At 71.6% G+C, this 19,994-nt stretch carries 20 protein-coding genes; 7 read left to right on the top strand and 13 right to left on the bottom strand.

The genetic code is table 11. The features are described 5' to 3' along the window. Positions 1-19 precede the first annotated feature (19 nt). Entirely contained in the window at positions 20-1,243 is a 1,224-nt protein-coding gene (locus tag JQN84_RS01080) for an SUKH-3 domain-containing protein (protein ID WP_204956538.1), read from the top strand. 17 nt (positions 1,244-1,260) lie between these two features. Here the strand turns inward: JQN84_RS01080 and JQN84_RS01075 are convergent, their stop codons facing one another. Beyond that, positions 1,261-2,700: an aldehyde dehydrogenase family protein gene (locus JQN84_RS01075; protein WP_204956537.1), complete on the bottom strand. Its 1,440-nt coding sequence runs from the start codon at positions 2,698-2,700 to the stop codon at positions 1,261-1,263. 142 nt (positions 2,701-2,842) lie between these two features. Here JQN84_RS01075 and JQN84_RS01070 point away from each other — a divergent pair, with 142 nt between their 5' ends. Both JQN84_RS01070 and gabT read left to right on the top strand, forming a co-directional pair. Then, a complete protein-coding gene (locus JQN84_RS01070) occupies positions 2,843-4,279 on the top strand; it encodes a gamma-aminobutyraldehyde dehydrogenase (protein WP_204956536.1) in 1,437 nt (478 codons plus the stop codon). 5 nt (positions 4,280-4,284) lie between these two features. Beyond that, the gene (gene gabT, locus JQN84_RS01065; protein ID WP_204956535.1) at positions 4,285-5,556 is read left to right on the top strand and encodes a 4-aminobutyrate--2-oxoglutarate transaminase; all 1,272 of its coding nucleotides are present in this window, start codon (positions 4,285-4,287) and stop codon (positions 5,554-5,556) included. Positions 5,557-5,798: 242 nt separating this feature from the next. Here gabT and JQN84_RS01060 read toward each other — a convergent pair whose 3' ends face one another. The 8 genes from JQN84_RS01060 to JQN84_RS01025 all read right to left on the bottom strand — a co-directional run bounded on the left by JQN84_RS01060 (position 5,799) and on the right by JQN84_RS01025 (position 13,600). Continuing rightward, positions 5,799-6,506, bottom strand: a complete 708-nt coding sequence (locus JQN84_RS01060) for an RlpA-like double-psi beta-barrel domain-containing protein (protein ID WP_239484615.1) — start codon at positions 6,504-6,506, stop codon at positions 5,799-5,801. A 150-nt stretch (positions 6,507-6,656) separates the two neighbouring features. Beyond that, positions 6,657-7,646, bottom strand: coding sequence for a type IV toxin-antitoxin system AbiEi family antitoxin domain-containing protein (locus JQN84_RS32690; protein ID WP_504739424.1), 990 nt, complete (start codon positions 7,644-7,646; stop codon positions 6,657-6,659). A 300-nt stretch (positions 7,647-7,946) separates the two neighbouring features. Beyond that, the gene (locus tag JQN84_RS01050; RefSeq protein WP_204956533.1) at positions 7,947-9,149 is read right to left on the bottom strand and encodes a saccharopine dehydrogenase family protein; all 1,203 of its coding nucleotides are present in this window, start codon (positions 9,147-9,149) and stop codon (positions 7,947-7,949) included. Continuing rightward, positions 9,149-9,352 carry a hypothetical protein gene (locus JQN84_RS01045; protein ID WP_204957354.1) on the bottom strand — a complete coding sequence of 68 codons (204 nt, stop codon included), beginning with the start codon at positions 9,350-9,352 and terminating at the stop codon, positions 9,149-9,151. The genes JQN84_RS01050 and JQN84_RS01045 overlap by 1 nt, the downstream gene beginning before the upstream one ends. Further along, positions 9,349-10,236 (bottom strand): ABC transporter permease, encoded by an 888-nt coding sequence (locus JQN84_RS01040; RefSeq protein WP_281900389.1) that lies wholly within the window; start codon positions 10,234-10,236, stop codon positions 9,349-9,351. Before JQN84_RS01040 ends, JQN84_RS01045 begins: the two co-directional genes overlap by 4 nt. Positions 10,237-10,350: 114 nt before the next feature. Continuing rightward, positions 10,351-11,253, bottom strand: a complete 903-nt coding sequence (locus tag JQN84_RS01035; protein WP_204957263.1) for an ABC transporter permease — start codon at positions 11,251-11,253, stop codon at positions 10,351-10,353. A 5-nt stretch (positions 11,254-11,258) separates the two neighbouring features. Then, positions 11,259-12,410 (bottom strand): ABC transporter ATP-binding protein, encoded by a 1,152-nt coding sequence (locus JQN84_RS01030; RefSeq protein WP_204957262.1) that lies wholly within the window; start codon positions 12,408-12,410, stop codon positions 11,259-11,261. A 5-nt stretch (positions 12,411-12,415) separates the two neighbouring features. Then, positions 12,416-13,600 carry a polyamine ABC transporter substrate-binding protein gene (locus JQN84_RS01025; protein ID WP_204956532.1) on the bottom strand — a complete coding sequence of 395 codons (1,185 nt, stop codon included), beginning with the start codon at positions 13,598-13,600 and terminating at the stop codon, positions 12,416-12,418. A gap of 209 nt (positions 13,601-13,809) precedes the next feature. Here JQN84_RS01025 and JQN84_RS01020 point away from each other — a divergent pair, with 209 nt between their 5' ends. Beyond that, complete coding sequence (locus tag JQN84_RS01020; RefSeq protein WP_204956531.1) at positions 13,810-14,322, top strand: Lrp/AsnC family transcriptional regulator; 513 nt, start codon at positions 13,810-13,812, stop codon at positions 14,320-14,322. Between the two features lie 30 nt (positions 14,323-14,352). On the opposite strand, the gene JQN84_RS01015 is transcribed toward JQN84_RS01020, so the two are convergent. From JQN84_RS01015 to JQN84_RS01005, 3 genes are read right to left on the bottom strand one after another with little or no spacing between them, the layout of a single operon-like run. Then, the gene (locus JQN84_RS01015) at positions 14,353-14,532 is read right to left on the bottom strand and encodes a DUF397 domain-containing protein (RefSeq protein ID WP_204956530.1); all 180 of its coding nucleotides are present in this window, start codon (positions 14,530-14,532) and stop codon (positions 14,353-14,355) included. A 12-nt stretch (positions 14,533-14,544) separates the two neighbouring features. Further along, positions 14,545-14,727 (bottom strand): DUF397 domain-containing protein, encoded by a 183-nt coding sequence (locus tag JQN84_RS01010; protein ID WP_204956529.1) that lies wholly within the window; start codon positions 14,725-14,727, stop codon positions 14,545-14,547. Next, positions 14,718-15,485, bottom strand: coding sequence for a Scr1 family TA system antitoxin-like transcriptional regulator (locus JQN84_RS01005; protein ID WP_372445869.1), 768 nt, complete (start codon positions 15,483-15,485; stop codon positions 14,718-14,720). Before JQN84_RS01005 ends, JQN84_RS01010 begins: the two co-directional genes overlap by 10 nt. 579 nt (positions 15,486-16,064) lie before the next feature. Between JQN84_RS01005 and JQN84_RS01000 the strand changes: the two genes are divergently transcribed. Both JQN84_RS01000 and JQN84_RS00995 read left to right on the top strand, forming a co-directional pair. Next, a complete protein-coding gene (locus JQN84_RS01000) occupies positions 16,065-17,414 on the top strand; it encodes an aspartate aminotransferase family protein (protein ID WP_204956528.1) in 1,350 nt (449 codons plus the stop codon). A 29-nt stretch (positions 17,415-17,443) separates the two neighbouring features. After that, positions 17,444-18,820, top strand: coding sequence for an NAD(P)/FAD-dependent oxidoreductase (locus JQN84_RS00995; RefSeq protein ID WP_204956527.1), 1,377 nt, complete (start codon positions 17,444-17,446; stop codon positions 18,818-18,820). A 160-nt stretch (positions 18,821-18,980) separates the two neighbouring features. Here the strand turns inward: JQN84_RS00995 and JQN84_RS00990 are convergent, their stop codons facing one another. Next, complete coding sequence (locus JQN84_RS00990; RefSeq protein ID WP_194822950.1) at positions 18,981-19,361, bottom strand: DUF3499 domain-containing protein; 381 nt, start codon at positions 19,359-19,361, stop codon at positions 18,981-18,983. 154 nt (positions 19,362-19,515) lie between these two features. On the opposite strand from JQN84_RS00990, the gene JQN84_RS00985 reads away from it, so the two are divergent. Next, positions 19,516-19,965, top strand: a complete 450-nt coding sequence (locus JQN84_RS00985) for a metallopeptidase family protein (RefSeq protein ID WP_088642935.1) — start codon at positions 19,516-19,518, stop codon at positions 19,963-19,965. Positions 19,966-19,994: the final 29 nt, after the last annotated feature.

The raw sequence follows: 19,994 nt of genomic DNA, 5'->3' as shown, positions 1-19,994 counted from the left end.
GGTCCGGTAGTTTCGGGCCGTGATCGATCGTCAACAGGCCGAGCAGCTCGCCGACGTGTGGGCGCGGCGGGACTCGCAGCGCCTCGGCTACGAGTGCCGGCCCGCGCTCGACGAGTTCGACCTGGGCTACGTGATCCGGTCGACCGTCGACCGCGCTGTCGACACGAACCCCGGCGATCTGCCCACCACCGTCGTCGACAAGCAGACCGGTGAGGTCACCACCTGGCCGCGGGTGCCGGCGGCGGTGGTGCAGCAGATGTACCGGCGCAGCCGCCCCACCGGCACCCCCGCGCCGCGCACCGTCGACCCGGCCAGCCTGCTGCTGCGCGAGATCCGGCGGCTGCCGACGCCCGCCGTCGTGGCCCACCTGACCGTCGAGGGTCGCACCTACGTCGGGCACGGCGTCAAGGGGGACGTGCCGCTGCGGCACCACCCCCTGGTCCGGGCCTACCTGGACGAACTACCCGTGGGGCACCTGGTCCGTGGGGGCGACCGGCACGCCGAGCTGGTCGTCGTCTCCGACGTCCTGCACGAGTACGACCATCGACGCGCCGCCGCCGGCCTACCCGCGTTGACCATGCGCGAGGCGGAGTCGCTGTTGACGGCGACCGGAATCGACGTGTTCCTGGTCCGCGAGCCGGGCGATCCGGACGCCGGCCCGGCGGAACGTCCCTGCGACTCCTGCCTGAACTTCCTGGTGCACTTCGCAGTCGTCGGCTGGTCGGAACTGGCGTTCACCAGGCAGTGGCGGCCGGAGCGGCAATCTGCGCCGGAACCAGGGCGATTCCCGCCGGAGGTCGCCGACTCCCTGGTCAGCGCCGGCTGGCGTCCCGGGATCGGCGATCAGGGGCTTGCCGAGGAGGCGATCGCGGAAGCGAGGGAGATTTCCCACCACCATCCCGCCCTCGTCTCCGCGCTGGAGGCTCTCACCAGCTTCCCGGGTCTCGTTTCCGGGCGGCGCGGGCCCGGTCGGGAGGTGTGGATCTCCCGGTTCTCCGTCGACCCGGTGCACGCCGCGTACACCGCCGACACCCTGGCGGACTTCGGTGCCGTGCTCGGCGTACGGCTCTTCCCGATCGGCGCGGGTCATCCGGACGCGATCCTGGCCGTGGACGACCACGGCCGGGTCTTCGCGCTCGACCAGGCGGGCGAGTGGTTCCTCGGCGATGACGTCGACGCCGCGCTGACCACTCTGCTGCTCGGCCTCGCCCCGCCCCGGGTCCGGGACGACGGCACCTGGTGACGAGGGAGGTGCCGGGGTTACAGCGGCATCCCGGTCAGCACCAGCACCCTGGGCTCGGTGTAGTCGTCCATCGCCGACCGCACGCCTTCCCGGCCAACCCCGCTGCCCTTGACGCCCCCGTACGGCATCTGGTCGGCCCGGTACGACGGCACGTCACCGATGATCACTCCGCCCACCTCCAGCACCCGGGCGGCGGTGAACGCCACGTCGAGCCGGTGGGTGAACACCCCGGCCTGCAACCCGTACGCCGAGTCGTTGACGGCGGCGAACGCGGCGTCGTCGCTGTCCACCGGGGCCACCACCAGCACCGGCCCGAAGACCTCCTCGGCGCTGACCTTCGCCGAGGGTGGCACCCCGGTCAGCACGGTGGGCGGGTAGCCGGCACCGTCGCGGCGGCCCCCGACCTCGACGGTGGCCCCGGCGACGACGGCCTCGTCGACCCACGTCTCGACCCGGCGGGCCGCCTCGACGGAGACCAGCGGCCCGACGTCGGTCGACTCGACGGTCGGGTCGCCGGTGCGCAGCGCCCGCACGGCGGCGACCAGCCGGGGCAGGAAGTCGGCGTAGCGCCGCTCGTGCACGAGGACCCGCTGCACCGCGATGCAGGACTGCCCGGCCTGGTAGTTGCCGAAGGTCGCGATCCGTCGGGCGGCGAAGTCCAGGTCCTCGTCGGACGCCCAGTCGGCGCAGATCACCGCCGCCGCGTTGCCGCCGAGTTCCAGGGTGACGTGCTTGGCCGGCACCCGGCTGCGGATCTGCGCGCCGACCGGCCCGGAGCCGGTGAACGACACCACCGGCAGCCGGGGGTCGTCGACCAGGGCGGCGGTACGGTCGTTGGGCAGCGGCAGCACCGACACCATGCCGTCCGGCAGGTCCGTGCCGGCGAGGATCTCCCCGAGCAGCAGCGCGGACAGCGGCGTCGCCGGGGCCGGTTTCACGATGATCGGCGCACCGACCGCGAGGGCCGGGGCGAGCTTGTGGGCCACCAGGTTGAGCGGGAAGTTGAACGGGGTGATGCCCAGCACCGGCCCCCGGGGGACCCGCCGGACCAGGGCGATCCGACCGGTGGCGGCGGGGTCGGTGTCGAGCCGCTGCAACTCGCCGGAGAACCGTCGGGCCTCCTCGGCCGCCCAGCGGAACGTGGACACCGCCCGGCCCACCTCGGCCCGCGCCCAGGTGATCGGTTTACCGTTCTCGGCGGTGATCAGGTCGGCCACCTCGACAGTCCGGGCGGCGAGTTCCCGGGACACGTGGTCCAGGGCCGCCGCCCGGACGTGCGCGGGCAGGGCCGCGGCCTCCGCCGCCACCCGGGCCGCCGCGGCGACGGCCTCCTCGACCTGGTCGGGCGTGGCCCAACTGGTACGCCCCACCGCCCGACCGTCGTACGGGTGGGTGACGGTCACCTCGTCGTCGCCGTGCACGGCCCGACCGGCGACCCAGAACGCTCTCGGCTCCACGTCGGCAGCGTAGACGACAGGCAGCCACACGGAAACAGTCGCTCAAGCCCTTGTCTGCCGCGAATTCAGTAGCGAAGATGGCAGTCAGACTGCGATTACGTCCGCTGACTCCACTCCCAGCCACCCCTGGAGAGACCTCACCATGAGCGACCAGCAGCAGCTCCGCAACTTCGTCGACGGCGCGTACGTCGACCCGGTGGACGGCGGTCACGCCGACCTGATCGACCCCTGCACCGGCGACGTCTTCGCCCGGGCGCCCGTCTCCGGCCCGGCCGACGTGGACGCCGCGATGCGGGCCGCCGCGACCGCCTTCGAGACCTGGCGGGACACCACCCCGGCCGAACGGCAGCGGGCGATGCTGAAGCTCGCCGACGCGGTGGAGTCGCGGGCCGCCGAACTGGTCGACGCGGAGGTACGCAACACCGGCAAGCCCCGGCAGCTCACCGCCGAGGAGGAGCTGCCCCCGGCGGTGGACCAGTTCCGCTTCTTCGCCGGGGCGGCCCGGCTGCTGGAGGGCCGCTCGGCCGGGGAGTACCTCGCGGGGCACACCTCCTACGTGCGGCGCGAGCCGATCGGCGTCTGCGCGCAGGTCACCCCCTGGAACTACCCGCTGATGATGGCGGTGTGGAAGATCGCCCCGGCGCTGGCGGCCGGCAACACGGTGGTGTTGAAACCGTCGGACACCACACCGGTGTCGACGTTGCTGCTGGCCGAGATCGCCGCCGAGTTCTTCCCGCCGGGGGTGTTCAACGTGGTCTGCGGTGACCGGGACACCGGTCGTACCCTGGTGGCGCACCCGACCCCGCAGCTGGTGTCGATCACCGGCTCGACCCGGGCGGGCATGGAGGTCGCCTCGGCCGCCGCGCCGGACCTCAAGCGGACGCACCTGGAACTGGGCGGCAAGGCCCCGGTGGTGGTCTTCGACGACGCCGATGTGGCGGCGGCGGCCGAGGCGATCGCGACGGGTGGCTACTTCAACGCCGGCCAGGACTGCACCGCCGCGACCCGGGTGCTGGCCGGCCCCGGCGTGCACGACGACTTCGTGGCAGCGCTGGCTGAGCAGGCCCGCAACACGAAGACCGGCGGCCCGGACGACGCCGACGTGCTCTACGGCCCGCTGAACAACGCCAACCAGCTCGCCCGGGTCAGCGGCTTCGTCGACCGGCTGCCCGACCACGCCGACCTGCACACCGGTGGCGCGCGGGTGGGCGGGCGCGGCTACTTCTACGCCCCCACCGTGGTCTCCGGGGTACGCCAGGCCGACGAGATCATTCAGCAGGAGGTGTTCGGCCCGGTGATCACCGTGCAGCGGTTCACCGACGAGGACGAGGCGGTGCACTGGGCCAACGGCGTCGACTACGGCCTTTCCGCCTCGGTGTGGACCCGTGACCACGGACGGGCGATGCGGATGACCAGGCGGCTCGACTTCGGCTGCGTCTGGGTGAACACGCACATCCCGTTCGTCTCGGAGATGCCGCACGGCGGTTTCAAGCACTCCGGCCACGGCAAGGACCTGTCGGTCTACAGCCTGGAGGACTACACCCGGATCAAGCACGTCATGCACCACATCGAGGGCTGAGCCCCATGGTTTCCAGCGCGGAGCTGCACCGGCGGCGGGGTGCCGCCGTGGCCCGGGGTGTCGGCAGCGTCATCGACTCCTACGTCGACACCGCCAGCGGCGGCACGATCACCGACGTCGAGGGGCGGGAGTGGATCGACTTCGCCGCCGGCATCGCGGTCACCAGCGTCGGCAACGCCGCCCCGCGCGTCGTCGAGGCGGTACGCGCCCAGGTCGAACGGTTCACCCACACCTGCTTCATGGTTGCGCCGTACGAGTCGTACGTGGCGGTCTGCGAGCAGCTCAACGGGCTGACCCCGGGCACCTTCGAGAAGCGGTCGGCGCTGTTCAACTCGGGTGCCGAGGCGGTGGAGAACGCGGTGAAGATCGCCAGGCACGCCACCGGACGACAGGCGGTGGTGGTCTTCGAGCACGCCTACCACGGCCGGACCAACCTGACCATGGCGTTGACCGCGAAGAACATGCCGTACAAGCACCGGTTCGGGCCGTTCGCCGGGGAGATCCACCGGGTGCCGATGTCGTACCCGCTGCGCGACGGCGGATTGTCCGGGGCACAGGCGGCGGCGCGGGCGCTGGAGCTGGTGGACAAGCAGGTCGGGGCGGAGAACGTGGCCGCGCTGCTGATCGAGCCGATCCAGGGCGAGGGCGGTTTCGTCATACCGGCCCAGGGTTTCCTGCCGGCGCTGCGGGAGTGGGCGACGGCGGCCGGGGCGGTGTTCGTCGCCGACGAGATCCAGACCGGTTTCTGCCGTACCGGCGACTGGTTCGCCTGTGACCACGAGGGCGTGGTGCCGGATCTGGTCACCCTGGCCAAGGGCATCGCCGGCGGGTTGCCGCTGGCGGCGGTGACCGGCCGGGCGGAGCTGATGGACGCGGTGCACGTCGGTGGTCTCGGCGGCACCTACGGTGGCAACCCGATCGCCTGCGCGGCGGCCCTGGCCAGCGTCGCCACCATGCGGGAGCTGGACCTGGCCGCCGCCGCGCGACGGATCGGGTCGGTGCTCGCCGACCGGTTGCGCGCCGTCGCCGCCCGCGACCCCCGGATCGCCGAGGTACGCGGCCGGGGCGCGATGCTGGCGGTGGAACTGGTCCGGCCGGGCGGCCTGGTTCCGGACCCGGCCGCCGCCAGCGCCGTCTCGGCGGCCTGCCACGCCGCCGGCCTGCTCACCCTGACCTGCGGCACCTACGGCAACGTGCTGCGGTTCCTGCCGCCGCTGGTGATCTCCGACGACGAACTGGCCCGTGGGCTGGACATCCTGGACGCCGCCTTCGGCTGACCGCCCACCCCCCGACCGTGGCACGACCCCGGGCACCGTCGGCCGGGGCCTGCGGCCAGGGCTGCCAGGGCCGGGGCCTGCCCTGGGGCCCCGGCCGGTGCGGGCCTGCCCGGGGTGACGGCCGATGCGGGGCTGCCGGGGGTGACGGCCGGTGCGGAGCTGCCCAGGGTGCCGGCCGTGCGGAGCTGCCCGGGGTGACGGCCGGTGCGGAGCTGCCCAGGGTGCCGGCCTGCCCGGTGCGGTCAGCGCACCAGCTCGACGAGGTTGCGCCGGATCACGTTCTTGCCGGGCTCGCGCAGCAGCTCCATCGCGGCGGCGTTGAGCAGCACGCAACTGCCCGACGGACCGCTCACCGACACCGTCGCCACCTTCCCGTTGTCCAGGTTCGTCACCCGCAACCGTGTCCCCACCGGGAACCGGTCGCTCGTCGCTGCGGGTGCGCCGGTCTCGGCGGAGAAGGTGACCGAGCCGGTGCACGCGGCGGGCAGGGCCGTCAAGCCGGTCGCCGAGGGCTGGGCTGCCGGGGGCTGGGCGGCACCGGGCCTGGTCTCCCCGGGATCCGGGGCGGCAGGTACGTCGGCACCGACCCGCTCGACCACGTTGCGCCGGATCACGTTCTTGCCGGGCTCCCGGACCAGCTCCATCGCGGCGGCGTTGAGCAGCACGCAACTGCCCGACGGACCGCTCACCGACACCGTCGCCACCTTCCCGTTGTCCAGGTTCGTCACCCGCAACCGTGTCCCCACCGGGAACCGGTCACTTGTCGCGGCAGGCTCGCCGCCCTCGGCGGAGAAGGTGACCGAGCCGGAGCAGAGGCTCGGCCGGGCGGACGTGGTGTCGGCGAACCCGAACCCGGTCCCCACCGCGACCACCGCCGTGGCGACCACCGCCACCCCCGCCGCCAGTACGTGCTTGCGCTGCACCTTCACCACGTCTCCCGTCGTCGCCATTGCCTGCACCGCCTGGTACGGCCCAGGAGCCCCTCCCGTTCAAACCAGCCTGCCGGCATGCCGTGGTCCCGCTGTCGATCAAGGAGTTGCGGTGCACCTTTCAGCCCTTTAATGACCCTTTCCCCTCCCCTCAACTCCATGATCGACTAGTCAGGTTCGGAGGAGGTCGGCTATCTGGGTGGTGATGAGGGAGGGGCGTTGGTAGAGGTCCCGGGCGGTGAAGTGGCGCATGCGCCAGCCGTGCGCCGCCAGCCAGTTCATCCGGGCACGGTCGTGGTGCAGACGGTCGGGGTCGAGATGGGACAGCCCGTCGTACTCGATGCCGACCCGTGACCGCCGGTATCCGAGGTCCAGTCGGTAGCGCCGGAAGCCCTCGTCATCCGACACCCAGACCTGTGGTTCCGGGATCGGCAGCCCACCGTCGATCAGGACGAGCCGGAGTTGGCTCTCCTGCCGGCACTCCGACCTGGGATCGGCGAGCCGCACCAGTTGCCGCGCCTGGTCGACACCCCGCAACCGCGCGTGCAGGGCGAGCTCGGCAGCCAGATCCCCGGGGAGACAGGCTCCCACCCGCAGGCACAGGTCGAGAAGTGGCAGTGCGTCCAGCCGGGTGACCGTCCGGGCCAGGTCCACCGCGCACCGCTCCGCAGGTGCGCACGGCAGGCCGGCCAGCAGCACCGGCTCGGGTACGGCAAGGACCGCCTGATGGACCACGACACCCCGGATCTGCGGCACCCTTCCACCGGCCGGCACGATCACGTGGAGATCCTTGCTGGCTACGGCACCGAATCCGTGCAGTTGAGCACCGGAATGGAAGCCGACGACCGCGCCCTCCGGAAGCCGATGCAGGAGCGCCTGCCATCGACCACTCTCCGCACCCCCACCGACATCCCCCGGCCGCCGGCCACTCCAAGACGACCGCACACTCCCCAGCGGCCGCACACTCCCCAGCGGCCGGCTGCTCCCGGCCGGCCGACTACTCCCCGGCGACCGGACTCTCCCCGGCTCACCGACCTCCCCCAGCCCGTAGACACCCCGCGACCACCGGCGCAGTTCCCCCTTGACGACCGCCCGCCGAACCCCCTCCCGACTCCATCCCGCAGACAACAACTCCGAGTACCGAAACAGCCGCCCCGCCACAGTCACCACCCTGCCCACCACCCCACCCCTCCACCACCCCCTGTGGACAACCCCCCACCCGCCCCACGCCACCCCCCTGTGGACAACCCCTCCCGCCACCCCTCCCCCCGCCACCCCGCCCGCCCCTCCTCCCCGTCGATCATGGAGTTGTGGCACCTCGCAAAATTCGTAAAAGCTAACCAATCACCCACCACAACTCCATGATCGACGGGAGGAGGGCGGGCGGGAAGGGGGGCGGGGGCGGGGGCGGGGGCGGGAGGAGGGGAGGGGGCGGGGAGAGGAGGGGGAGGGGGTTAGGGGTCAGCGTTCTTCGAGTGCCCAGGGGGAGCCGTAGGTGGTGAGCAGGTCGAGGAAGGGGCGCGGGGGCAGCGCCTCCGGGCCGAGCACGCCGACCCCGGACCAGCCGCCGGTGGCGAGCAGCTCCAACGCCACCACCGGGTTGACCGCGGTCTGCCAGACCACCGCCTGGTGGCCGTACTCGCGCATGGACCACTCATTGTCGACCACGTGGTACAGGTAGACCTTCCGGGGCCGGCCGTCGACGCCGGTGCCGGTGACGTACGTGCCGGCGCAGGTCTTGCCGCGCATCCGGTCGCCGAGGGTGGCCGGGTCGGGCAGGCTGGCGGCGACCACGTCGCGGGGTGAGACCTGCACGCCGCGCACCGACACCGGGGTGGTCGAGTCGAGGCCGACCTTGTGCAGGGCCCTCAGCACCTCGATGAACTCGTCGCCGAGGCCGTACTTGAAGGTGACCCGCCGGGCCCGGACCCAGCGCGGGATCAGCAGCACCTCCTCGTGTTCGACGTTGACGCACTCGACCGGGCCGATGCCGGCCGGGAAGTCGAAGACCTCCGGTTCGCTGAACGGTTCGGTGGTGAACCAGCCCCGGTCCCGCTCCCAGATCACCGGCGGGTTGAGGCACTCCTCGATGGTGGTCCAGATGGAGAACGACGGGGCGAAGTCGTAGCCGTCGACGGTGAGGTTCGCGCCGTCGCGGATGCCGATCTCGTCGATCTCGCTGAACAGTTCGTCGGCGGCGTACCTGGCGAACACGTCGGACAGGCCCGGTTCGATGCCGATTCCGCACAGCGCCAGCCGACCGGCGCGCGCCCAGGTGGTGGCGGCGGCGAACTGCTCGTCACCGAGCTTCACCCCGGTCTGGGTGTAGGGCCGGGCCGGGTGCGGGTGGGACAGCGACATGGCCATGTCCAGGTAGTCCGCCCCGGCGGCGAACGCCCCGTCGAAGATCGGCATGACGAAACGCGGGTCGACGGCGTTGAGCACGTGGGTGATCCGGTGTTCCCGGCAGAGCGCGGCGACCGCGTCCGCCGAGGAGGCGTCGACCCGGGCGGCGACGAACCGGTCGCCGTGCCCGGCGACGGCCCGCTCGGCCCGGATCGGGTCGTAGTCGGCGACGACCATGGTGTCGAAGAAGGAACGGCGGGCGGCGATGGCGACGGCGGCGGAGCCGACCCCGCCGGCGCCGACGAGCAGGATACGCATCAGGAATCGAACCCCAAACCAAGACGATCGAGCGTACGGAACCAGTGCTGACGCCGGTCGTCGTGCGCGTACGCGTCGGCGCGGTCCGGCGACCAGCGGGTGAGGTGGATGTCGGCGGCCGGACGGGGCAGGTCGGGGCGGTGGTGCGCATACCGGCCGGACGTCGCCTCGGCGAGCGCCCGGCCGGTATGCGGGAGGGTCATGACGGGCCTGTCGCCCGTCGGCCGGCCACGTCGGCGACCGGGACCGCCGGGCCTGTCGCCCGTCGGGTGGTCGGGTCGGCGACCGGGAGCGCGGCGCGTCGGGCCCGCCGACCGCGCAGCGTACTCAGCCCGACGAGCAGCACGGCGATGCCGAACATCGCCGTCCCGATCACGTTGACCTGCGGTGGGATGCCCCGCTGGGCGGCACCCCAGACGTACATGGGGAAGGTGACGGTGGTGCCGGCGTTGAAGTTCGTCACGATGAAGTCGTCGAAGCTGAGCGAGAAGGCGAGCAGGGCGGCGGCGACGATGCCGGGCAGCACCAGGGGCAGGGTGATCCGCCGGAACGTCTGCCACTCGCTGGCGTAGAGGTCCATCGCGGCCTCCTCCAGCCGCCGGTCCATCCCGGCGAGCCGAGCCTTGACCGTCACCACCACGAACGACACGCAGAACATCACGTGCGCGATGACGACGGTCCAGAAGCCCTGCGGCACCCCGGCGGAGACGAACAGGGCGAGCAGCGAGGTGCCCAGCACCAGCTCCGGCGTCGCCATCGGCAGGAAGATCAGCAGGTTGATTCCGCCGCGCCCCCGGAAGCGGTGCCGGACCAGGGCGAACGCCATCAGCGTGCCGATCACCGTGGACCCGACGGTGGCGAGGAACCCGATCTGTACGCTGCGCACCACCGCGTCGCACATCTCGGGGGTGGCGCAGGGCTGCCGCCAGTTGTCCAGGGTGAACTCGTTGAAGTCGTACGACAGCCGGCTGGACGGGCGGTTGAGGGAGAGGCCGGCGACCACGGCGATCGGCAGGAACAGGTAGCCGAGCACCAGCAGGGCGACGATCATCACCCACCGGTCGGCCAACCACCGCGACACCCTCACCGGAATACACCTCCGTTCGCGACTGCGGGGCTCCGCTGCGCTGCACTCCTCGCGCTCACAGGGACCCACCTTCGTTCGCGACTGCGGGGCTCCGCTGCGCTGCACTCCTCGCGCTCACAGGACTTCCTCCGTGCCGGCCTTGCGCAGGTAGACGAAGACGACCGCGAGGATCGCCGCCATCAGCAGGAACGACAGGGCGGCGCCCTGCGGGTAGTCCAGCCGGACCAGGAACGCCGAGTCGATGACATTGCCGATCATGTACTCGTTGGGGGTGCCGAGGAGTTCGGCGTTGATGTAGTCGCCGGTGGCCGGGATGAAGAAGAGCAGGGTGCCGGCGATCAGGCCGGGCATCGACAGCGGCAGGGTGACCGTGCGGAAGGCGTGCAGCGGGCCCGCGTACAGGTCACCGGCTGCCTCCAGCAGCCGGTGGTCGAGCCGCTCCAGGCTCGCGTACAACGGCAGGACCAGGAACGGCAGGAAGTTGTACGTCAGCCCGAGCACCACCGCGACCGGGGTGGCGAGCAGCCGCCCGTCCGGGCCGAGCAGGTGTACGTCGCGCAGCAGCCCGACCAGCGCCCCGTTGTCCGACAGGATGGTCTTCCAGGCCAGGGTGCGCACCAGGAAACTGGTGAACATCGGGGCGACCACGCAGACCAGCAGCAGGTTCTTCCACCGGCCGGCCTTCTGCGCGATCGCGTACGCCAGCGGGTAGCCCAGCAGCAGGGCCAGCACCAGCGCCGCCCCGGCGTAGCCGAACGACCTGGCGAACTGCGGCGCGTACGCCTGCAACGCCTCCGGATAGTTGCCGAACGCCCAGGTCAGCACGTACCCGGTGGACAGCGAGCCGGTCGGGTCGTAGAGGCTGGCGGCGGCGAGCTGCACCAGCGGTACGACGAAGAACAGCACCAGCCAGGCCGCCCCCGGCAACAGCAGCAGGTACGGCAGCAGCCGGTGCCGGCCCGGCCGGGCCGGTGGTGCCGCCCCCGAGGCGGGCACCCCGCCGCCGAGCTGCGCCAGGGCGGTCACGACGGCACCTTGACCGGCTCGTCGAGCAGCGGGGTGGTGCGGTCGTCCTGGCCCGGCTCGCGGGGCAGCAGGAAGGCGTGCCGGGGGTCCCAGTGCGCCACCACCGACGCGCCGACCGGGTGTTGCCGGCCGACGCCGCTGTTCGCCGCGAACGCGGACAGTTCACTGCCCCACCCGGTGCGCACCAGGTACTGCGTGCTCACCCCCACGTACGACGCGTCGGTGATCACCCCCTCGACCTGCTGGTGGCCGGCGGGCACCTGGTCGGCGGCCTCGGCCAGGTGCAGCTTCTCGGGGCGTACCCCCAGGTAGACCGCGCCCCGGTCGACGCGGGCGCGGTCGACGGGCACCGAGAAGCGCGTGCCGTGTGCGGTGACCGGCACCTCGGACCCGGCCGGGCCAGCGGCCTCGGCGGCGAGCAGGTTGGACTGGCCGAGGAAGTTCGCCACGAACGCGGTCGCCGGGTACTCGTAGAGTTCGGCCGGTGCGCCGAGCTGCTCGATCCGGCCCGCGTTCATCACCGCGACCGTGTCGGCCATCGTCATGGCCTCCTCCTGGTCGTGGGTGACGTGCACGAAGGTGATGCCGACCTCGGTCTGGATGCGTTTGAGCTCGATCTGCATCTGCCGGCGCAGCTTCAGGTCGAGCGCGCCGAGCGGCTCGTCGAGCAGCAGCACCTGCGGGTGGTTGATCAGGGCGCGGGCCAGCGCGACCCGTTGCTGCTGGCCGCCGGAGAGTTGGGCCGGGCGACGCCGTTCGTAGCCGTCGAGCTGGACCAGCGACAGCATCCGGCGGACCTGGTCGCCGACCTTGCGGATGCCCCGCCGCCGCAGCCCGAAGGCGACGTTCTCGGCGATGTCCAGGTGCGGGAAGAGCGCGTAGCTCTGGAAGACCGTGTTGACCGGCCGCTTGTACGGCCGCAGCCGGGCGATGTCCCGGTCGCCCAGCAGCACCTGGCCGGCGGTGGGCTCCTCCAGCCCGGCGATCATCCGCAGGGTGGTCGTCTTGCCGCAGCCGGACGCCCCGAGCAGCGCGAAGAAGGACCCCTGCGGGACGGTCAGGTTGAGCTCGTCGACGGCGGTGAAGATGCCGAACCGTTTGGTCAGCTGGGCCAGCCGCAGGTCACCGGCGGGTGCCTCGTTCGCCATCCCGCTCACGCCCCGATGACCTGCTGGAACTTCGACTCGTATTCCTTTTCCTGTTTCTCGTCCAGCGCCATGAAGACCTTGGACTTCGCCAGCAGGGCGTCGTCCGGGAAGATCAGCGGGTTGGCGGCCAACTCCGGGTCGATCTTCTCCATCTCGGCCTGGGCGCCCTTGACCGGGCAGATGTAGTTGACGTAGGCGGCGAGCTTCGCCGCCACCGCCGGCTGGTAGTAGTAGTCGATCAGCGCTTCGGCGTTGCCCCGGTGGGTGGCCTTGTTGGGCACCAGCATGTTGTCGCTGAACAGCATCACCCCCGAGTCCGGCGCGACGAACTTGATCTTGGGGTTGTCGCCGGCCAACTGGATCACGTCACCGGACCAGCCGACACACGCGGCGATGTCACCCTTGGCCAGGTCGGGGGCATAGTCGTTGCCGGTGAACCGGCGGATGTGCTTCGACTCGACGGCCTTACGCAGCTTGGCGAGGGCGTCGTCGAACTCGGCGGCGGTGAAGTTCGACGGGTCGTGCCCGTTGGACTGGAGCAGCAGGCCCATGGTGTCCCGCATCTCCGACAGGGCGGTCACCTTGCCCTTGAGGTCGGAGCGGGTGAGCAGCTCGTCGACGGTGCGGATCTCCCCGGTGACGCTGCCGTTGTAGGCCAGCCCGGCGAGGCCGGACTGCCACGGGATGGCGACCCGGTTCTCCTGGTCGAAGGAGCGTCCACGCAGCGACGGCAGCAGGTTGGCCGCCACGTTCGGCAGCTTGGCCGGGTCGAGTTTCTGGATCCAGCCGAGCCGGATCATCCGGGCGGCCATCCAGTCGGTCAGGACGATGATGTCCCGCCCCGTGCTCTGACAGCCGGCCAACTGGTTCTGCACCTTGCCGAAGAACTCGTTGTTGTCGTTGATGTCCTCGGTGTAGGTCACCTTGATGCCGCTGGCGGCGACGAACGCGTCGAGGCTGGGCCGCTTGGCGGCGTCCTTGTCGTCCACGTCCATGTACTGCGGCCAGTTGGAGAAGGCGAGGGTCTTCTCCGTGGCGGACACGTCGTCGCTCGTGCAGCCGGCTTCGGTCTGGGTGGCCGCCTTGGTGCCGCAGCCGGTGAGGCTGCCGCCCGTGGCGAGCAGGGCGGCCGATCCGAGGGTGCCGGTGAGCAGTCCACGCCGGGTGAGGGGCCGGAGGGGAGTACGCATGTGACGACTCCTAAGGGTCGTCCGACGGCGGCGGGGACGGGGGTGCGGCGCCGGCGGGAAGGTCGGGTGCCTGAGACGAATGATCCTGGCATGAGGTCACCGCCCCCACAAGGGATTCCGTTGCTGGAATAGGCTGTGACGACGAATTACGCCAGCCTGTGCGGGTGGGACTAAGCTCGGCCGGGGGAAACGGACATGGGGAGCGAACAATGACGATCCGGCAGCAGGAGCACGGCACCGGCGGGCGACGCGTCGCGGTGCGTGAGGGTGCCAGCCACGCGCTGTTGGACGACGTGGCGAAACAGATCATCGAACAGTTGCAGGAGGACGGCCGCCGGCCGTACGCGACGATCGGCAAGGCGGTCGGGCTCTCCGAGGCGGCGGTCCGCCAGCGGGTGCAACGGCTACTCGACGCCGGGGTGATGCAGATCGTCGCGGTGACCGACCCACTCCAGCTCGGCTTCCCCCGCCAGGCCATGATCGGCCTGCGTACCGACGGCGACCTGGAGGCCGTCGCCGACCGGCTGGCCGAGTTCGACGAGATCGACTACGTGGTGATCACCGCCGGCTCGTTCGACCTGCTCGCCGAGGTGGTCTGCCGCAACGACGCCCACCTGCTGGAGATCCTGCAACGGCTGCGGTCGGTGCCCGGGGTGCTCGCCACCGAGGCGTTCGTCTACCTCAAGCTCCGCAAACAGACCTACACCTGGGGTACGGCCTGAGCCCGCCCACCATTGCCCACTCCCCCGGACTCAGCGGGAGGCGACGAAGGCACGCCAGGCGTCGGGGGTGAAGGTCAACGTGCCGCCGGCCCGGTCCTTGCTGTCCCGCACCAGCACCCGACCCGGCAGATTGTCCGCCACCTCGACACAGTCACCGCCGTTGTTGCTGCTGCGGCTCGCGGTCCGCCAGCGGGGCCCGTTCACGTCCATGCTCTCCACCGCTTACTTCTGGGCGGCAACGAAGGTACGCCAGACCTCAGGGGTGAAGCTCAACGTGCCGCCGGCCCGGTCCTTGCTGTCCCGCACCAGCACCCGACCCGGCAGATTGTCCATTACCTCGACACAGTCGCCGCCGTTACTGCTGCTCCGAGTGGCCGTGCGCCAGCGGGGCTCGATCAGGTCCATCTCTGCACCGCTTCCCGGGTCAGCTCAATCGATCGGCGAGCGGGCAGCGCCTCGCCGGCCACGCTCTCCCATCTCCTGCCCAGGCTAGCAATTTCGGCGCTCTCAGTCACCAGCTCGCCACGGAGCTGATTGTCCAGATAGGCCACCTCGGCTCCGTCGGGCAGCCGCGCCAGCATGAACGGCCCGGCCAGACCGGTGTGCCAGGGTCCGTCGAGCGGGATCACTCGTAGCTGCACGTGCTCCCGCCCGGCGACGGCCACCAGATGGGCCACTTGTCGGGCCATGATCACGCGGCTGCCCACCATTCGATGAAGCACCAGCTCGTCGATCATGAATACCACCTGGGCCGGCGGGTCACGATCGAGCAGAACCTGTCGCTTTAACCGTCCGCTCACCAGTTGCGCAACCTCGTCGGGCGGGAGCAGGCCGCCGGTCCCCAACACCGCTCGGGCGTACTCCTCGGTCTGGAGCAGGCCCGGCACGAGCAATGACTGGTACGAGCGAATCGAGACGGCGTCCTGTTCCAGTTCCGCCCACGGGCGGAACCAGGGCAGGTCGCGGCGGCGGTAGGGCTCGGGCCAGAGTTCGGCGGGTTCCCGACCGAGGATGCCGGCCACCGCGACCCGGGTCCGGGGATGCGGCACCCGCCCGGCGCTGAGCCACCGGCCGGCCGTCTTCGGATCGACACCGACCTGGTGCGCGAGGGATTCCACCGTCTCCCCGCGTTCCGCCATCGCCACCCGAAGCACCTCGTTCACCGGCAGTTCCTCCCGCCCGATCGACACGCTCCGGCGCACCCTAGCGACAGTGCGTGTCGATGTCCGCCCGGCATCCGCGTGTTGGCCCGGGACCTCTCCGAAAGCCCCCGAGGTGCACCGGAAGTGCACCGGAAATGCCCCACCCCGGTCCACCCCTCCCACCTCAATCACTCCGGGATGCCGGAGTAGCGCTGCCCCACGCCCGGATGCCACCGTCCACCCCGCAGGCTCGCTTCATCCACCCCCGCGGGCCGGAGTAGCGGCATCCCGCACCCCGGACGCCCCATGCGCGGCCCGCAGGATCGCTTGATCCACTCCTGTGGGCCGAGGTTGCGGTGTCCCATGACCCGGATACCGCAACTTGGCCGATGTTGAGTCGATCATGGAGCCGGCGGAGGTCGAGTCGGGCGCACCGTCGCAGAGGGTGTGCGGATTCCGTTGCCAACTACCCGGAGTCACGCTGAATCCGTCGCCTCGAAGGCGAAGTGGGCTTGCATTTCGCGGTCGGGCTGTGGGATAACCGAGGGCAGAGCGGCCGGTTTCCCCTCCTGACCGGCCCAAGACCCGATGGGGCTGACAATGGCTGCCGACGCCACCGACCACCTCTGGATGCACTTCACCCGGATGGCCAGCTACGCCGCCGGGGAGGTGCCGACCATCGTGCGCGGCGACGGCGCGTACGTCTGGGACGCGCAGGGCCGTCGCTACCTGGACGGGCTCGCCGGGCTGTTCGTCGTCAACGCCGGACACGGGCGCACCGAGCTTGCCGAGGCCGCCGCGAAGCAGGCCGGCGAGCTGGCGTACTTCCCGCTGTGGTCGTACGCCCACCCGAAGGCCGTCGAACTGGCCGAGAAGATCGCCTCGCTGACGCCCGGCGACCTCAACCGGGTCTTCTTCACCACCGGCGGGTCGGAGGCCGTCGAGTCGGCGTGGAAGCTGGCCCGCGCCTACTTCAAGCGCACCGGCCGGCCCACCAAGCACAAGGTGGTCAGCCGGTACCTCGCCTACCACGGCACCTCGATGGGCGCGCTGTCGATCACCGGCCTGCCCGGCATCAAGAGCGACTTCGAGCCGTTGGTGCCCGGCGGGATCAAGGTGCCGAACACCAACTTCTACCGGGCGCCCGAGCACGGCGACTCGCCCGAGGCGTTCGGCGTCTGGGCCGCCGACGAGATCCGCCGGGCCATCGAACGGGAGGGGCCGGACACCGTGGCGGCGGTGTTCCTGGAGCCGTTGCAGAACTCCGGCGGCTGCTTCCCGCCGCCGCCCGGCTACTTCCAGCGGGTACGCGAGATCTGCGACGCGTACGACGTGCTGCTCGTCTCCGACGAGGTGATCTGCTCGTGGGGCCGGCTCGGCGAGTACTTCGGTGCCGTCCGGTACGGCTACCAGCCCGACATCATCACCACCGCCAAGGGCATCACCTCCGGCTACGCCCCGCTCGGCGCGATGATCGCCAGCGACCGGCTGATGGAGCCGTTCCTCACCGAGACCGGCATGTTCGCCCACGGGGTGACCTTCGGAGGGCATCCGGTGTCCTGCGCGGTGGCCCTGGCCAACCTGGAGGTGTTCGCCCGGGAGGACCTGATCGGCCACGTCCGGGCCAACGAGGGTGCCTTCCGGGCCACCCTGGAGAAGCTCACCGACCTGCCGATCGTCGGCGACGTCCGGGGCGACGGCTACTTCTACGGCATCGAGTTGGTCAAGGACAAGACGACGAAGGCCACCTTCGACGAGGCCGAGTCGGAGCGGCTGCTGCGCGGGTTCCTGTCCTCGGCGCTGTTCTCCGCCGGGCTCTACTGCCGGGCCGACGACCGGGGTGACCCGGTGGTCCAGCTCGCCCCGCCGCTGATCGTCGGGCAGGAGCAGTTCGACGAGATGGAACAGATCCTGCGCGCCGTCCTCACCGAGGCGTGGGCCCGCCTGTAGACCACCGGCGCTCTCCCCCGGAGCCGCACATGCGCTACCAGAAGCTGTCCCACTGGATGTCCACGGTGGACGAACCGTTGACCCCACGGCCGGCGTTGCCCGCCGACACCGACGCCGACGTGGTGGTCGTCGGCGCCGGCTACACCGGACTGTGGACGGCGTACTACCTCGCCCGCGCCGATCCGACGCTACGGATCGTCGTGCTGGAGGCGGAGATCGCCGGGTACGGCGCGTCTGGGCGTAACGGCGGCTGGTGCTCGGCGCTGTTCCCCACCGCGCTGCCGGCGTTGGCCCGTCGGCACGGCACGGCGGCGGCGCTGGCGATGCATCGGGCCATGCGGGACACCGTCGCCGAGGTCGGTCGGGTGGTCGCCGCCGAGGGGATCGACTGCGACTGGCGGCACGGCGGGACGGTGCTGCTGGCCCGGACCGACGTGCAGCTCGGTCGGGCCCGTGCCGCCGTCGCCGAGGCCCGGGAGCACGGCCTCGACCCCGACGACCTGGTGCTGCTCGACGCCGCCGGGGCCGCCGCCAGGTGCGCCGCCGAGGGGGTACGCGGCGGCACGTACACCCCGCACTGCGCGGCCGTGCACCCGGCGAAGCTGGTCCGGGGGCTGGCCCGTGTGGTGTGCCGGCTCGGGGTGCGGCTGCACGAGCGCTCCCCGGTGACGGCGATCCGGCCCGGCGCGGTGGTCACCCCGCACGGCACGGTACGGGCGGAGGTGGTGGTGCGGGCCACCGAGGCGTACACCCCGGCGCTGCCCGGCCACCGCCGTACCGTCGCCCCGGTGTACTCGCTGATGGTGGTGACCGCGCCGCTACCCGGGCGCACGTGGGAGCGGATCGGGCTCACCGGCCGGGAGACCTTCTCCGACTACCGGCACCTGATCGTGTACGGCCAGCGCACGGCCGACGGGCGGCTCGCCTTCGGCGGGCGGGGTGCCCCGTACCATTTCGGCTCCCGGGTCTCCCCCGGCTACGACCGGGAACCCCGGGTCTTCGCCGCGCTGCGCCGGACGCTGGGTGAACTCTTCCCGGTGCTCGGGCCGGACGTGCCGGTCGACGACGCCTGGGGCGGCCCGCTCGGGGTGGCCCGGGACTGGTCCGCCTCGGTCGGGCTGGACCGGTCGACCGGGTTGGCCTGGGCCGGCGGCTACGTCGGCGACGGGGTGGGGACGAGCAACCTGGCCGGTCGCACCCTCGCCGACCTGGTCCGGGGCGTGGAGTCGGAGCTGACGGCGCTGCCGTGGGTGGGCCACCGCTCCCCCCGCTGGGAGCCGGAACCACTGCGCTGGCTGGCGATCAACGCCGGTCTGCGGGTGATGTCCTCGGCCGACGAGGTCGAACGCCGCACCGGCCGCCCCGCCCGCCGCGCCACCGCCCTCTCCCCCCTCCTGGGCCACTGACCCCCCGCACCTTTCCCCACCCACCCGCTCGCCCGCCGCCGCCTCGCCGCCAGGATCTCCCCGGTGATCAAGAGGTTTGCGTCAGTCTGAAGATCGACCATGACGCAAACCTCTTGATCACCGGGGAGATCCTGGCGGCGAGGCGGCGAGGCGGGAGCGGTCAGTGGTTGGGGGGGATTACGCGGAGGTGGCCTCGGCGGCCGGTGGGAGGCGTCTGGGGGTTGGGGTGGTGGGGGTCGTGGTCGTCCTGGGGCGGGCGGGGGGCGACCGGGCGGGCCGCCTCACGGACGGCTTCGGCCAGGGCGACCAGGTCGTCGGTGGTGGGCGGCGGCGGTTCGAACTCGCCCTCGTGCCGGACGACGTCCCAACCCCGGGGGGCGGTCAGGCTCCGCGCGTGCTGCTCACACAGGTCGTACGTGTGCGGCTCGGCGAATGCCGCCAGCGGGCCCACCACCGCCGTCGACTCGTTGTAGACATAGGTCAATGTGGCGACCGCTTGCCGGGGGCAGCCGTTACGGGAGCAGCGCCGTGGTGACCTCACGTGCGGCAGGGTATCCCCATTACCGGGTCCGGCGCACCGGTTCGCTTTGCGACACGCCCGTCACCGTGATCACAATTCGCACCTGGTGCTCCCGCCGCGCCCGTCGACGCGCGCCACCACCGGCCGGGGCGGGCCGAGGGCTACCCTTTTGCTCATGACGAGCCCGGAACACCGCCGCCCCGGCTCCGGCCGGCGCAACCACCGCGACCGCCACGGACGTGGCCTCCGCGGGCGGCTGGTGCCGGCGACCGTGCCGCTGGCCCGGACCAAGGCCGAGATCTTCGACGACCTGGTGCTGGACACGGTGGAGACGCTGGAGCGCCGGTTCGCCACGGAGTTGGCAGGCGTCGAGTTCGCCGTCGAGGACGTCCCCCCGGACCTCAACGTCTACGACTCCGACGTGCTGGAGGACGGCGAGGTTCCGCTGGCCCGGCTGCTGCCCGGCCGACCCGGTCGGCAGGAGGTGCCACCCCGGATCGTGCTCTACCGCCGGCCGCTGGAGTTCCGCGCGATGGACCGCGAGGACCTGGCCGACCTCGTCCACGACGTGATCATCGAGCAGGTGGCGAACCTGCTCGGGGTCGACCCGGACGAACTGGCCTGACGGCGGCGACCCGGACCGACCCGGCCGCA

The organism is Micromonospora humidisoli, from assembly GCF_016900955.1.
In the GTDB taxonomy this organism is placed as follows: domain Bacteria; phylum Actinomycetota; class Actinomycetes; order Mycobacteriales; family Micromonosporaceae; genus Micromonospora; species Micromonospora wenchangensis.
The sequence above is the reverse complement of the archived record's forward strand: the minus strand, read 5'-3'. Positions and strand labels throughout refer to the sequence as shown.

Coding starts and splice junctions, on each gene's coding strand:
- JQN84_RS01070 (WP_204956536.1), top strand. CDS start 2,843: ATGAGCGACCAGCAGCAGCTCCGCAACTTCGTCGACGGCGCGTACGTC.
- gabT (WP_204956535.1), top strand. CDS start 4,285: ATGGTTTCCAGCGCGGAGCTGCACCGGCGGCGGGGTGCCGCCGTGGCC.
- JQN84_RS01060 (WP_239484615.1), bottom strand. CDS start 6,506: ATGGCGACGACGGGAGACGTGGTGAAGGTGCAGCGCAAGCACGTACTG.
- JQN84_RS01050 (WP_204956533.1), bottom strand. CDS start 9,149: ATGCGTATCCTGCTCGTCGGCGCCGGCGGGGTCGGCTCCGCCGCCGTC.
- JQN84_RS01045 (WP_204957354.1), bottom strand. CDS start 9,352: ATGACCCTCCCGCATACCGGCCGGGCGCTCGCCGAGGCGACGTCCGGC.
- JQN84_RS01030 (WP_204957262.1), bottom strand. CDS start 12,410: ATGGCGAACGAGGCACCCGCCGGTGACCTGCGGCTGGCCCAGCTGACC.
- JQN84_RS01025 (WP_204956532.1), bottom strand. CDS start 13,600: ATGCGTACTCCCCTCCGGCCCCTCACCCGGCGTGGACTGCTCACCGGC.
- JQN84_RS01020 (WP_204956531.1), top strand. CDS start 13,810: ATGACGATCCGGCAGCAGGAGCACGGCACCGGCGGGCGACGCGTCGCG.
- JQN84_RS01015 (WP_204956530.1), bottom strand. CDS start 14,532: ATGGACGTGAACGGGCCCCGCTGGCGGACCGCGAGCCGCAGCAGCAAC.
- JQN84_RS01010 (WP_204956529.1), bottom strand. CDS start 14,727: ATGGACCTGATCGAGCCCCGCTGGCGCACGGCCACTCGGAGCAGCAGT.
- JQN84_RS01000 (WP_204956528.1), top strand. CDS start 16,065: ATGGCTGCCGACGCCACCGACCACCTCTGGATGCACTTCACCCGGATG.
- JQN84_RS00995 (WP_204956527.1), top strand. CDS start 17,444: ATGCGCTACCAGAAGCTGTCCCACTGGATGTCCACGGTGGACGAACCG.
- JQN84_RS00985 (WP_088642935.1), top strand. CDS start 19,516: ATGACGAGCCCGGAACACCGCCGCCCCGGCTCCGGCCGGCGCAACCAC.